Origin of the sequence: Pseudomonas sp. MH9.3 (assembly GCF_034354675.1) — a bacterium.
Lineage (GTDB): Bacteria > Pseudomonadota > Gammaproteobacteria > Pseudomonadales > Pseudomonadaceae > Aquipseudomonas.
This window is the reverse complement of the sequence record NZ_CP133785.1, coordinates 3113689-3126856: the sequence shown is the minus strand read 5'-3', so window position 1 is coordinate 3126856 and position 13168 is coordinate 3113689. Positions and strand designations below refer to the sequence as shown.

General features: G+C 60.3%; 10 protein-coding genes and 1 tRNA gene. 3 read left to right on the top strand and 8 right to left on the bottom strand.

Annotation, left to right across the window (positions count from 1 at the left end):
* Window positions 1-77: 77 nt before the first annotated feature.
* From RHM60_RS13780 to rpsU, 6 genes are all read right to left on the bottom strand, one after another.
* Complete coding sequence (locus RHM60_RS13780; RefSeq protein WP_003232633.1) at window positions 78-524, bottom strand: Lrp/AsnC family transcriptional regulator; 447 nt, start codon at window positions 522-524, stop codon at window positions 78-80.
* Window positions 525-628: 104 nt separating this feature from the next.
* A tRNA-Ile gene (locus tag RHM60_RS13775) sits at window positions 629-705 on the bottom strand.
* A 15-nt stretch (window positions 706-720) separates the two neighbouring features.
* Window positions 721-4464 (bottom strand): EAL domain-containing protein, encoded by a 3744-nt coding sequence (locus RHM60_RS13770; protein ID WP_322212064.1) that lies wholly within the window; start codon window positions 4462-4464, stop codon window positions 721-723.
* Window positions 4465-4599: 135 nt separating this feature from the next.
* Window positions 4600-6450, bottom strand: coding sequence for an RNA polymerase sigma factor RpoD (gene rpoD, locus RHM60_RS13765; protein ID WP_209985529.1), 1851 nt, complete (start codon window positions 6448-6450; stop codon window positions 4600-4602).
* A 67-nt stretch (window positions 6451-6517) separates the two neighbouring features.
* A complete protein-coding gene (gene dnaG / locus RHM60_RS13760) occupies window positions 6518-8488 on the bottom strand; it encodes a DNA primase (protein ID WP_322214613.1) in 1971 nt (656 codons plus the stop codon).
* 444 nt (window positions 8489-8932) lie between these two features.
* Complete coding sequence (rpsU, locus tag RHM60_RS13755; protein ID WP_002551877.1) at window positions 8933-9148, bottom strand: 30S ribosomal protein S21; 216 nt, start codon at window positions 9146-9148, stop codon at window positions 8933-8935.
* A 203-nt stretch (window positions 9149-9351) separates the two neighbouring features.
* On the opposite strand from rpsU, the gene tsaD reads away from it, so the two are divergent.
* Window positions 9352-10377: a tRNA (adenosine(37)-N6)-threonylcarbamoyltransferase complex transferase subunit TsaD gene (gene tsaD / locus RHM60_RS13750; protein ID WP_209985526.1), complete on the top strand. Its 1026-nt coding sequence runs from the start codon at window positions 9352-9354 to the stop codon at window positions 10375-10377.
* 33 nt (window positions 10378-10410) lie between these two features.
* Here tsaD and plsY read toward each other — a convergent pair whose 3' ends face one another.
* Complete coding sequence (gene plsY / locus RHM60_RS13745) at window positions 10411-10980, bottom strand: glycerol-3-phosphate 1-O-acyltransferase PlsY (protein ID WP_231423602.1); 570 nt, start codon at window positions 10978-10980, stop codon at window positions 10411-10413.
* A gap of 74 nt (window positions 10981-11054) precedes the next feature.
* Here plsY and folB point away from each other — a divergent pair, with 74 nt between their 5' ends.
* Both folB and folK read left to right on the top strand, forming a co-directional pair.
* Complete coding sequence (gene folB, locus RHM60_RS13740) at window positions 11055-11408, top strand: dihydroneopterin aldolase (RefSeq protein ID WP_209985521.1); 354 nt, start codon at window positions 11055-11057, stop codon at window positions 11406-11408.
* On the top strand, window positions 11399-11923 hold the full coding sequence (gene folK, locus RHM60_RS13735; RefSeq protein WP_209985517.1) for a 2-amino-4-hydroxy-6-hydroxymethyldihydropteridine diphosphokinase: 525 nt from the start codon (window positions 11399-11401) through the stop codon (window positions 11921-11923). Before folB ends, folK begins: the two co-directional genes overlap by 10 nt.
* Before the next feature lie 3 nt (window positions 11924-11926).
* On the opposite strand, the gene RHM60_RS13730 is transcribed toward folK, so the two are convergent.
* Window positions 11927-13153 (bottom strand): multifunctional CCA addition/repair protein, encoded by a 1227-nt coding sequence (locus RHM60_RS13730; protein WP_322212063.1) that lies wholly within the window; start codon window positions 13151-13153, stop codon window positions 11927-11929.
* Window positions 13154-13168 lie beyond the last annotated feature (15 nt).

Below are 13168 nucleotides of genomic sequence, written 5' to 3'. Positions count from 1 at the left end.
GGAGTGCAGAGGTCATTAATAAGACGCAATGTGTCGTCATATTGAGCTGGTTTTAGTCAATATGACGAGTCGATCGATCAGATTGGTTGTGCGCGATCCAGTTTGTTGCTGAGGATGATCGACGTGGTGGTTTTTTCAACGCCGTCGACACTGCCGATCTGATCGAGCAGTTGGTCGAGTTGCTCGGGCGAATCGGTGCGCAGCCAGGCCACATAATCGAATTCGCCGCTCACCGCGCAGAGTTGCTGCACCTGAGCCATGGCGCTGAGTTTGCGCAGCACTTCCTTGCCGGAGCGTGGTTGTACGGTGATGCCTACATATGCCTGCAGACCCCCATCGGCGACACGTTGACTGAGGCGAACGCCGTAACCGGTGATCACCTGGGTTTTCTCCAGCCGCGCCAGGCGAGAGGTGACCGTAGTGCGCGCGATGCCGAGCTGCCGAGCGAGCATGGCCACGCTTTCGCGGGCGTTCAGTTGCAGCGCAGCGATGAGTTGGCGGTCGATTTCGTCTAGGGTGGCCAAGGGGGCTCCGGGATGGGGGGCGGTTGGTGGCATGTTACAGGCTTGTGCGGGGAAAAGCCTGAGACCAGAAACGACGAAAGCCGCGCAATGCGCGGCTTTGAGTATGGTGGGCCCAGTAGGACTCGAACCTACGACCAAGGGATTATGAGTCCCCTGCTCTAACCAACTGAGCTATAGGCCCTCAGTAGGTCGCGGATTATAACGACGGTTTCTTCGCTGTGCCATCCGTAAAATTCTCAATCTTCGTACGAAGAAACGCCTCGGCAAAAAGGCCCGGCGGTAATGGCAGGCTCACGATGTAACCCTGCATCTGTTCACACCCTTCCGCCGCCAGGAAATCCTGCTGCGCCGCATTCTCCACTCCCTCGGCGATGATTGTGAATTGCATGCTGTGGCCCAGGGCGATGATGGCGCGGACGATGGCGGCGTCGTGGGGGTCGTCGGGGAGGCCGCGGACGAAGGACTGGTCGATTTTCAGGAAGTCCAGGGGCAGGCGTTTGAGGTAGCTGAGGGAGGAGTAGCCGGTGCCGAAGTCGTCAATTGCCAGTTGCACGCCGAGGTGTTTGAGCTGGTGCAGCACTTTCAGGGCCTCTTCGGCCTGGCTCATGATGAAGTTTTCGGTGATCTCCAGTTGCAGGCAGCCGGGGTCGAGGTGGTAGTCGTGCAGCAGTTGTTCGATGCGCGCCAGCAGGTTGGGGCTGCGCAGTTGTGCGCCGGCGAGGTTGACCGAGAGCGGGCCGAATGTGTCGAAGGTGCCCTGCCAGGCGTGCAGTTGCTGGCAGGCTTGTTCCAGCACCCAGTCGCCGATCTGCAGGATGGTGCCGTTTTCTTCGGCCAGGGCGATGAAGTGTTCGGGCGGCACGTCGCCAAAAGTGGGGTGGTGCCAGCGGATCAGGGCTTCGGCGCCGATCAGTTCCTGGCTCGTCAGGCTTAGCTTGGGTTGGTAATACAGGCTCAGTTCGTCACGTTCGATGGCGCGGCGCAGTTCGTGTTCCAGTGCCACGCGTTCGCTGGCCTGGGTCGTCAGGTCACTGGTGTAGCTTTCGACCCGGTTGCGGCCCTTGGCTTTGGAGCGGTACATGGCGGCATCGGCATTCTTGACCAGGGTGGCGACGTCGGTGCCGTCCTCGGGGTACAGGCTGGTGCCGATGCTGGCGCTGATGAAGAACTCGTGTTCGCCCGCCTGGAACGGCTGCGTGAAGCAGGCGAGCAGCTTGTTGGCCAGGTAGTCGGCGTCGCTGGCGTTTTGCAGGCCGGGCAGCAGGATGATGAATTCATCGCCGCCCAGGCGCGCAACGGTGTCGATGTCGCGCAGTTGTTCTTTGAGGCGCACGGCGATGCCTTTGAGCAGCAGGTCGCCGATGGGGTGGCCGAGGCTGTCATTGATGTGCTTGAAACGGTCCAGGTCGAGGAATAGAACGGCGCCTTGTTGGCCGGTTTCCTGGTGGCCATCGAGAGCGGCCTGCAGCCGGCTTTCAAACAGGGTGCGGTTGGGCAGGCCGGTGAGCGGGTCGTGGTGCGCCTGGTAATCGAGGCGGGCCTGGGCAAGTTTGAGGCTGGAGATATCGGCGAATACGGCAACGAAGTGGGTGATCACGTCGTCGCGATTACGCACGGCGTTGATGGTCAGCCAACTGGGGTACACCTCGCCATCCTTGCGACGGTTGGCGATCTCGCCTTGCCAATGCCCATGGGCGGCCAACTGGTGCCACATCGCAGCGAAGAACGCGCTGTCGTGCTGGCCGGAGGCGAGCAGACGCGGGGTTTGGCCCAAGGCTTCAGCCTCGCTGTAGCCGGTGATTTCGCTGAACGCGCGGTTGACTGCGCTGATGTTCTGCGAGGTGTCGGTGATCAACACGCCTTCGGCGGTGCTTTCGAACACGGTCGCGGCCTGTTGCAGTTTCTCCTGCATCAACTGACGTTCGGTGATGTCGCGGGCGATGGTCAATATGCAGGCTTCATCACCGATGGGCAGGGGCCGGCTGGACACTTCGCAAAGCCGGATCTCCCCGTCGCTGCGCCGTATGTGGCAAATGAAGTCACGCACGAAGCCGTCGCGTCGTATCAGATCCAGCATGTGTTTGCGTTCGTTGAGGTCGACCCAGATGCCCAGCTCCATGGCTGAGTGTTCCAGAGACGTGGCGGAGGTGTAGCCGGTGAGACGGCTGAAGCCTTCGTTGACCTCAATCAACAGGCCGTCCCGCTGGCGACTCAGCAACAAGCCGTCGGGCGAGGCATGGAAGGCCTTGGCGAACTTCTCTTCGGAGGTTTGCAGCTGTTGCTGGGTTTCCTTGAGCTGGGTGATATCGCGCACCACGACGACGATGGCTTCCGTGGTATCGAGCAGGAACGGTTCGGCGGAAATCAGCCCTATGAACGCCTGGCCATTGCTGCGCCGGAAGGGCAGTTCCAGGTTGCGGATACTGGTGGTCTGGACGCGTTTCAGCAACTCCGAGCCGATGCCGGGAATGCCCCAGATATCCAGCTCGGTACCGGCCTTGCCGATTACCTGCTCGGCACTCAGGCCAATCTGGTCTTCGAAGGCTTTGTTCACCTCGAGCAGGCAGCCGTCGGAAAGGCGCGCGATCACCAGGATGTCCGGACATTGCTGGAACACCGAGGCGAATTTCTGTTCGGAACGCTGCAGGGCTTCTTCCGTGCGCTTGGCTTCGCTGATATCGATCATCAACCCGCGCAGCACGGGTTCGTGCCCGTGTTCGATCAGGCTCACGATGTCACGCACCCACAGGCAGCGGCCGTCGGCGGTGATAACCCGGTAATCAATGCTGTGGTCACGGTTGGCGCGCGTTTCACGGTTGCAATAGGCTTCGGCGCGGGTCAGGTCGGCGGGGTGAATGATATTGCGCCAGAAGCCCGGGATCAGCCAATGGGCACGGGGGTAGCCGAGTAAATCCTCAGCGTGGGGCGACACGTAGCTGTAGGTGAAATCGGTAACGCTGGCTTCCCAGGCAATGGCGGAAAGGCTCTCCACCAGGCCACGGTAGTGGTATTCGCTGCTGCGCAGTTCCTGTTCGAGGGCGACGCGGCGGGAAATTTCCGAACTGAGCCGGCGATTGATCTGAATCACGATGGCCAATACGGTGATCAGCAGCAATACGGCGGGTAGGCCGTAGGTCAACAGGTCTTTCCAGAAAGTGCGGTGATCGTTGATGCCGCCTACCCAGCGTTGCTGGATGGCTTCGGTTTCGCCGGGGGTGAGGTCGGCGAGCACCTTGTCGAGGATGCCCACCAGGACCTTGTTGTCGCGCGGCACACCCATTGCCAGTTGATAGCGATAGGGCGTTTCGCCACTGACGTACAGGCCTTCCAGCTTGAGTTGGCGCAGGCTCCAGACGCTGGAAGCCAGGTCTCCGACTACCGCATCCACCTCGTCAGTGGCCAGCGCCTGCAAGGTCGAGCTGACATTGGGCATGGCGACCAGATTGAGGTCGGGATGGTGGCTGCGCAGCAGCTCATGGGGCGCATAGTTTTCCACCACGGCAATCTTCAGCCCGTACAGGTCCTGAAGGTTGCGCGGTTTGGCGCCACCCTCATGGGCCAGGATGACGATGGGGAAGTCCAGGTAAGGCCGCGTGAACGCAATGAAGCTTTGACGCTCAGGGGTGGACATGACGGCAGGCAGCAGGTCGAGCTGATTGTCTTTCGTCAGATCGAGAACCGCCCTCCAACTTCCAGGCTCGATCAGTTTGACCCTGACGCCCAGGCGATCCTGTATCAGGCGAATATAATCGGCCGCAAGGCCCTGGTAACGGTCATTTTCATCACGGTATTCAAACGGTGGCCATAAAGGGTCCACACCGAGTTTCAGCTCCTGATGGTCCGACAGCCAGCCACGCTCTTCATCAGTAAGCGTCAACGCGCCAGCCGTTGCGGTCCAGGTCAGCAGCGACAGCAGTATCACGGTCGGCAGTCTGGGCATAACGGTCTCGTTATGGCACGGGGAATATTTCGAGTGTAGACGGGCAATGCGGGGGGAGGGAGAGGCGAGGCAGTTAATCTGTAGAAAGACATGTACAGAAAGCAAAACCCCCGGCCTGGGCCGGGGGTTCTGGTATCACTCGTCGAGGAAGGAGCGCAGATGCTCGCTTCGCGTCGGGTGGCGCAACTTGCGCAGCGCCTTGGCTTCGATCTGACGGATCCGCTCACGGGTCACGTCAAATTGCTTACCGACTTCCTCAAGGGTGTGGTCGGTATTCATGTCGATGCCGAAACGCATGCGCAGTACCTTGGCTTCACGGGCAGTGAGGCCGGAGAGTACGTCGCGGGTTGCTTCCTTGAGGCTCTCAACGGTGGCGACATCGATTGGCGACTGCATGGTCGAGTCTTCGATGAAGTCACCCAGATGGGAGTCTTCGTCATCACCGATCGGGGTTTCCATGGAGATCGGCTCTTTGGCGATCTTCAATACCTTGCGGATTTTATCCTCAGGCATTTCCATGCGTTCGCCCAGCTCTTCCGGGGTCGGTTCACGACCCATTTCCTGCAACATCTGCCGGGAAATGCGGTTGAGCTTGTTGATCGTCTCGATCATGTGCACCGGAATACGGATGGTGCGTGCCTGGTCAGCGATCGAGCGAGTGATCGCCTGACGGATCCACCAGGTGGCATAGGTCGAGAACTTGTAACCGCGACGGTATTCGAACTTGTCCACAGCCTTCATCAAGCCGATGTTGCCTTCCTGGATCAGATCGAGGAATTGCAGGCCACGGTTGGTGTACTTCTTGGCGATGGAGATCACCAGACGCAAGTTGGCTTCAACCATTTCTTTCTTCGCGCGGCGGGCCTTGGCCTCACCGATCGACATGCGACGGTTGATGTCCTTGATCTCGGCAATCGTCAGGCCGGTCTCGGTCTCAAGCGCGGTCAACTTCTGTTGGCAGCGGATGATATCGGGCTGCAGGCGACCGATGGCTTCGGCGTATTTCGCCTTGCCCTTGGCCAGCGCGTCGGTCCAGCTTTCGTCAACTTCATGGCCTGGGAACTGGCGCAGAAAGTCGGTACGCGGCATGCGTGCATCACGCACACACAGCTGCATGATTGCGCGCTCTTGTGCACGCAGACGCTCGAGGGCACTGCGAACACGCTCAACCAGGCCTTCGAATTGCTTCGGTACCAGTTTGATCGGCATGAACAGCTCAGCCAGGGCCAACAGCTCGGCAATTGCCTGCTTGTTGGAACGACCGTGCTTCTTCAGGGCCTTGCGTGTGATTTCCATTTGATCGGAAACCGCACCGAAACGCTGTGCAGCGATAACCGGATCCGGGCCGCTTTCGACTTCGTCTTCGTCGTCGCTGCTGCCTTCAGTCTCTTCGTCGTCGGTCTCGTCGTCCGCTTTCGGGGCTTTCGGATCGACCGGTGGCGGTACTTCGGCGGCAGGCGGCGCAATGCCATCGTCCGGGTCGATATAACCGCTCAGGACGTCGGACAGGCGGCCACCTTCGGTGGTGACGCGAGTGTACTCGGAGAGAATGTGGTCAACCGTGCCAGGGAAGTGCGCGATTGCGCCCATCACTTCACGGATACCCTCTTCAATGCGCTTGGCGATTTCGATTTCGCCTTCACGCGTCAGCAACTCGACGGTGCCCATTTCACGCATATACATGCGCACAGGGTCAGTCGTGCGACCGATGTCGGTCTCCACCGCAGCCAGCGCGGCAGCGGCTTCTTCAGCGGCTGCCTCGTCGGTGTCGGCGTCGGCCAACATAAGGGCGTCCGCATCCGGAGCACTCTCGTGTACGGGGATCCCCATGTCATTGATCATGCGGATGATGTCTTCCACCTGCTCAGGATCTGAAATATCCTCAGGCAGGTGGTCGTTGACCTCTGCGTAAGTCAGATACTTCTGCTCACGACCAAGGGTGATCAACTCTTTGATACGAGACTGCTGTTGCGCTTTTCCGGACATAACACCCTATCCACTGAAGGTCTTGGCGGGCAAAAAACAAGCCGAGGATTATACCCGAGCTATGACCTCACACGCCAGCTGAGGTCGGGTTTGATGCTGAAACATTCTGTTTTAATAGGTCGCGCATCTGTTTTGCTATCTGAATTTGCTCTTCAGCCGACAATCCTGGCTGCCTTGCTCTCTTGATAAGCTCATCGAGGGTCTGCGTGTGCTGACCCGCAGATAACCTAGTAATGGTGTCTAAAAACTGTTGTTCAAGGTTATCGCCGTCAATTAGCCACTCCTTTTCTGCGAGTGCTTTCAACAAACGGCCCTGTTCGGTGCCATGCCAACGAGCCATCAACTGGATGGAGTTTAGCTTAGGATTTTTCTGCACGGCTTCGATCAGGGCAATCAGCACCTGAGCGTAGGTATTGCTCTCATTGGCAAAATGCTCGGCACTTTCAACCCTGCCCGCCAGTTCCGGGTGGTGGATGAGCGTGCGCAGGGCAATCAGCGTGGGTGCTTCGACGGCGACCGGTGTTCGCGGGGCATAAGCCTCGTCGCGATCACCGCGCTTGAAATTCTTGCTCCAGGGTTTCTTTTCCCACTTCTTGCCGCCGGCACCGGGTTTCTTTGGCGTCCAGTCCTGCTGCGGCGCATAGGCGTCCTGCGGCGGGTGAAAGTCGGCGTAGTCCGGCATGGCATCGTAGTCCATGCCCGGATCATAGGTCGGTGGTGCGGTCTGCGGCGCGCTGTGCACCAGCTGGCTGACGGCCTCGCCGCTCAACCCGGTAATTTCCAGCAGACGCTGGCGCATCAGGGTGCGCAGGTTGGCGCCGGGCACCTTGTCGATCAGTGGTGCGGCGAGGGTGGCCATGTGGGCCTTGCCCTCAAGGGAGCGCGGGTCGGCTTCCTCGGTCAGTTGCTGGAAGAAATAATCCGCCAGCGGCTGTGCATGCTGGTTGATGCGCGCACGGAATGCATCGGTGCCTTCGGCGCGTACCAAAGTGTCCGGGTCTTCGCCTTCGGGCAGGAACAGAAAGCGCGCGCGGCGCCCGTCCTGCAGGCTCGACAACGTAGCTTCGAGGGCGCGCCAGGCGGCGTTGCGACCGGCCTGGTCGCCATCGAAACAGAACAGCACGCTGGGTACCACGCGAAACAGCCGCTTGAGGTGTTCTTCGCTGGTGGCGGTGCCGAGGGTCGCCACGGCGTTGCGCAAACCTTGCTGGGCCAGGGCGATCACGTCCATATAGCCTTCAACCACGATGATCTCATCAAGGTTGCGATTGTTCTTGCGCGCTTCATACAGGCCATAGAGTTCCTGGCCCTTGTGGAACACCGGGGTTTCCGGTGAGTTCAGGTACTTGGGCTTGTCGTCGCCCAGCACGCGCCCACCAAAGGCGATGATACGACCACGGCTGTCGCGGATCGGGAACATCACGCGGTCGCGGAAACGGTCGTAGCGCTTGCCGGTCTCGGCGTTTTCCACCAGCAGGCCGGCATCGATCATGGCTTTTTGCTGGAGCGTGTCGCTGCTCAGGTGCTTGTACAGGTTGTCCCAGCCGGGCGGCGCGAAGCCCAGGCCGAAGTCACGGGCGATTTCGCCGGTGAGGCCGCGGCCCTTGAGGTAGTCGACGGCGGCCTTGCGTTGCGGATGGCTCTTGAGCGCCTGACGATAAAAGTCGGCGGCAGCGGTCAGCAGCGGGTACAGCGGCGAATCGGTGGGCTGGCGCGGTTTGTGCGGGCGGCCACTCTCTTCGCGGGGGACTTCCATGCCGGCGGCTTTAGCCAGGTCCTCGATCGCCTGGGGGAAGTCCAGGTTGTCGTGGTCCATGAGGAAGCCGAGGGCGTTGCCGCCTGCGCCGCAGCCGAAGCAATAGTAGAACTGCTTGTCGGGGCTGACGCTGAACGACGGGGTCTTTTCCTTGTGGAACGGGCAGCAGGCGGTGTAGTTCTTGCCGGCTTTTTTCAATTGCACGCGTGAGCTGACAACATCGACGATGTCGGTGCGGTTCAGAAGGTCGTCAATAAAGCTCTGGGGAATCAGCCCGGCCATGGCGTTCTCGTCATCACTGCGTGTCAATCGGGGTCCATGAAGTGTTCAAGCGCAGCTATCGAGTGCTCGACCAGCTTGCGTCTGCATGGATTGTCAGGAAGTGTATCTGCCGAACATTCTCTGACGTTAGGTTTCTATCAGGAGTCGGCATGGAAATGTTGCCCCGGTATCCGGTCTTGGCCTGCGGGCGGCCTCGGAACTCGTCAATGGGCACAGCCGACACGGTTGATCGTCTGTTTGAAGAATAAGTGTGCTCGTCAGTAGCCTTGTTAGGCTCGTCAGAAGAGACGCGCACCGCTGGCAAAAGAGCCAGTCCTGACGTGTGAAGCGGTTGTATCGGTCGCGTGTGCGGCGTCAACAGTGAAGCATCAAGCGATATCCGCAAATGCCAACAGCCCGGCTGAGGGCCGGGCTTGGCAGAAGCTTGCTACGAACGTCTGTGTATTAGTACAGACGAACGGCGCGGCGCTGTTCGCGCTGAACTTTCTTGGCGTGACGCTTAACAGCGGCTGCTGCCTTGCGCTTACGCTCAGAAGTTGGCTTCTCATAAAATTCGCGGCTACGAACTTCAGCCAGAACACCGGCTTTTTCGCAGGAGCGCTTGAAACGACGCAGAGCTACGTCGAAGGGTTCGTTCTCTTTTACTTTGACGGCTGGCATCCAGAGCTACCTTCTTTCATTACCGGGATTCAACGTTCTCGTCGCAAAAAATTCGCGGCTGAGGTCGTCGGTTTTTAAGGGTTGCGGATGTTAACCCCTCATTGCCCGGAATGCAAAGCCTCTGATCGAAAACCGCTAGGCGGGAGGGGGAGTGGCGACTATTATGCGCGCCTTCGAATTCAGCCTCTACAAGGCGCAAACCCATGCTAGTACTGGGACTTGAAACCTCCTGCGATGAAACCGGTGTCGCACTTTACGACAGTGAACGCGGGCTTTTGGCCGATGCACTGTTCAGTCAGATCGACCTGCACCGTGCCTATGGCGGCGTGGTGCCGGAGCTCGCCAGCCGCGATCACGTCAAGCGCATGCTGCCGTTGATCCGGCAGGTGTTGGACGAGGCCGGCTGTGTGCCGACCGAGATCGATGCCATCGCCTACACCGCCGGTCCCGGATTGGTTGGAGCCCTTCTGGTTGGGGCCTCTTGCGCGCAGGCGCTGGCATTTGCCTGGGGCATTCCGGCCCTCGGTGTGCACCATATGGAAGGCCATTTACTGGCGCCCATGCTGGAAAAAACACCACCGCAGTTCCCGTTCGTCGCTTTGTTGGTGTCGGGCGGCCATACGCAACTGGTTCAGGTCGATGGAATCGGTCAATACACCCTGTTGGGCGAGTCCCTGGACGATGCCGCCGGTGAGGCGTTCGACAAGACCGCGAAGATGATGGGCCTCAATTATCCTGGCGGCCCGGAAATCGCGCGTCTCGCCGAAAAGGGCGTGGCCGGTCGCTACACCTTCCCGCGTCCGATGTGTGATCGCCCGGGGCTGATGTTCAGCTTCAGCGGTTTGAAAACCTCGGCACTCAACACCTGGCAGCAAAGCGTCAGCGCCGGGGACGACAGTGAGCAAGCCCGTTGCGACATCGCTCTGGCGTTCCAGCAGGCCGTGGTGGACACTTTGACCATCAAGTGCAAACGCGCGCTCAAGCAGGCGGGCATGCAGCGCCTGGTGATCGCTGGCGGCGTCAGCGCCAACAAGGCCTTGCGTACCTCGCTGGAAAAAATGCTCGGTGACATGAAGGGCGATGTGTTCTACGCACGCCCCGAGTTCTGCACCGACAATGGCGCGATGATCGCCTACGCCGGCTGCCAGCGCCTGCAGGCCGGGCAGCATGAAAGCCTGGCGATCAGCGTGCAGGCGCGCTGGCCGATGGAGCAGTTGTCACCGTTGTAAGGCTTGCGCATGAACCGGGTTCACCGGGCGTATTTAAAAATGCCGTTCGCGCCCGGCAAACAGGTCGCGTAGATTGCCGCGGTGGCGCCAGACGATCAGCAGCGTCAGCACGCTCATCGGCAACAGCGCTGCCGGCGCCTGCCAGGCCAGCAATGGCAGGGTGAGCGGCGTGGCGATCAGCGCGGCCAGGGAGCTGGTGCGGGTCAGGTAGAACGTCAGCAGCCAGGCCGTCATGGCCAGCAAAGCCGCGGGTGGGTAGATCCCCAGCAGCATGCCGGCCGCCGTGGCGACGCCTTTGCCGCCGCGAAAGCGAAAGTACAGGGGAAACAGATGGCCCAGGACGGCGCATACGCCCACCCAGGCCTGCTGTTGCAGGGCCAGGCCGGCGAGGCTGGCAATCAGCACGGGCACCAGGCCCTTGCAGACGTCACCCAGCAGGGTCAATACGGCAAGTTTCTTGCCGGCCAGACGCAACATGTTGGTGGCGCCGGCATTGCCTGAGCCACTCATTCGCGGATCGGGATTTCCCGTCAGGCGGCTGAGCACAATGGCGAAGGACAGCGAGCCGAGCAGGTAGGCGAAAACCGCCAGTGACCAAAACATGCTAACTATTCCGGGCGAGGACGCCCTGATTCTAACGGGGCATCGCGCCCTTGTCGTGCTGCGGAGAAGAGTGCTTGGACAGAGTGTTTATCGAAGGCCTGGAAGTCGACACGGTGATCGGCGCCTACGACTGGGAGCGCGGCATCAAGCAATGCCTGCGTCTGGACCTGAGTTTCGCCTGGGACAATCGCCCGGCCGCGGCCGGTGACGACCTGACCCTGGCGCTGGATTACGCCAGCGTGTCCGCACGTATCCAGGCCTTTGCCGACGAGTCCCGGTACCAGCTGGTGGAAACCTTCGCCGAGCGCCTGGCGCAGGTGCTGATGAGCGAGTTCCAGATTCCCTGGTTGCACCTCAAGTTGACCAAGCCAGGCGCCGTACCGGCTGCCAGGGGCGTGGGCGTGGAGATCGAGCGCGGATGTCGCTGACTCAGGTTTACCTCGGCCTTGGCAGCAATATCGAGCGCGAGTTGCGTTTGTGTGCCGGGCTGGATGCATTGGCGAGCTTTCTGACGCAGATGCGTTGCTCGGCGGTGTTCGAAAGCCAGCCGGTTGGCATCAAGAGCGGGCCTTTTTTCAACCTGGTGGTGTCGGCATATACCGACCTGCCGCTGAAGGAACTGGACCGCAGGCTGAAACTCATCGAGGCCGAAAACGGCCGCTATGCACCCGGCCGCAAAGGCTTGCCGCTGGACATCGACGTATTGCTGTACGGCGAGCTGGTGGGGGATTTCGACGGTTTGATCCTGCCGCGCGCAGAGATCCTGACCAACGCTTTCGTTCTGTGGCCGCTGTCGATGATGGCACCGGAACGCGTGCATCCACTGGCCCGCAGGACCATGGCCGAGCTGTGGCGTGATGCACAGATCGACCAGGTGCTGGCGCCGGTCGGGTTCGAATGGCAGGGCCAGCCACTCACGCCCGCAACCCTCCTGCAGGCGTGAGGCTCAGGTCTGCAGTGATTTGTAGGCCTGCAGTGCTTTGAGCCGTTCGCGCTTCAATGCCTCGCCCAATTGCGGGCCTTTGAAGCCTTTCTCCAGCAGCGGCGCCACTGGCACCTCGCGCGCCGCCTTCGCTGCGCCGCGTAAATAATCTGCTTGTGGATAACTTCTCTGTTCCAGTCCCTTGCGGCCACGCGCATCCATTTCGCAGCTCACCACAAACTCTTCAAAGCGTTGCGGCCGACGATACACATCAAAACTTTGCAGCAACTCCAACAACGTCGAGGCTTTCAGCTCCAGCGCACGGTGGCCGTGGGTATGATATTGACCCACCAGCAGTGCCAGCTCCTGGCAATCCTTCGGCACCTTGAAGCGTTCGTTCACTGCCTTGATCAGCTTCAAGCCCCGTTGCTCATGGGCAATGTGCTGCGGCAACTTATCCACAGGCGTGTTGCCCTTGCCCAAGTCGTGCAGCAGGCAGGACCAGCGCACCGTCAGCGGTTGATGATGCACGGCGGCCTGTTCCAGCACGCTCAAGGTGTGCACACCGGTATCGATTTCCGGATGATGGGCTTCGGGTTGCGGCACGCCGAACAGGGCGTCCACTTCCGGCATCAGGGTTTTCAGCGCGTCGCAGTCGCGCAGCACCTGGATAAATACCTGGGGCTGATTCTCCATCAGTGCGCGGGAGATTTCTTTCCAACTGCGCTCGGGTATCAGCGCTTCCAGTTCGCCGGACTCGCTGAGTTGGCGCATCAGTTCCAGGGTCTGCGGCGCGACGGTAAAACCCAGGGACGCATACCGTGCGGCAAAGCGCGCCACGCGCAGTACACGTAACGGATCTTCGGCAAACGCGGGGGAAACGTGGCGAAGAATACGGGCTTGCAGGTCGCGCTGGCCGTGATACGGATCGATCACATTACCGTCGTCGTCCTCCGCCATGGCGTTGATCGTCAGGTCGCGACGGATCAGGTCTTCTTCCAGCGTCACTTCGGGGCTGGCGTGAAACACAAAACCGCCATAGCCCCGGCCACTTTTGCGTTCAGTGCGGGCCAGGGCGTACTCGTCGCCGTTCTTAGGGTCAAGGAATACCGGGAAGTCTGCGCCTACCGGCTTGTAGCCTTTGGCGAGCATTTCTTCGGCGCTCGCGCCAACCACCACGCGGTCGACATCGGTAACCTTGATGCCCAGCAAGCGGTCGCGTACGGCGCCGCCGACTGTGTAGATTTTCATGAAAAAGCCTCCATT

Bases quoted from the DNA above. Each gene is read 5' to 3' on its own strand.
- RHM60_RS13730 (WP_322212063.1), bottom strand. From the start codon at position 13,153: ATGAAAATCTACACAGTCGGCGGCGCCGTACGCGACCGCTTGCTGGGC.
- dnaG (WP_322214613.1), bottom strand. From the start codon at position 8,488: ATGGCCGGGCTGATTCCCCAGAGCTTTATTGACGACCTTCTGAACCGC.
- rpoD (WP_209985529.1), bottom strand. From the start codon at position 6,450: ATGTCCGGAAAAGCGCAACAGCAGTCTCGTATCAAAGAGTTGATCACC.
- tsaD (WP_209985526.1), top strand. From the start codon at position 9,352: ATGCTAGTACTGGGACTTGAAACCTCCTGCGATGAAACCGGTGTCGCA.
- folK (WP_209985517.1), top strand. From the start codon at position 11,399: ATGTCGCTGACTCAGGTTTACCTCGGCCTTGGCAGCAATATCGAGCGC.
- rpsU (WP_002551877.1), bottom strand. From the start codon at position 9,148: ATGCCAGCCGTCAAAGTAAAAGAGAACGAACCCTTCGACGTAGCTCTG.
- plsY (WP_231423602.1), bottom strand. From the start codon at position 10,980: ATGTTTTGGTCACTGGCGGTTTTCGCCTACCTGCTCGGCTCGCTGTCC.
- RHM60_RS13770 (WP_322212064.1), bottom strand. From the start codon at position 4,464: ATGCCCAGACTGCCGACCGTGATACTGCTGTCGCTGCTGACCTGGACC.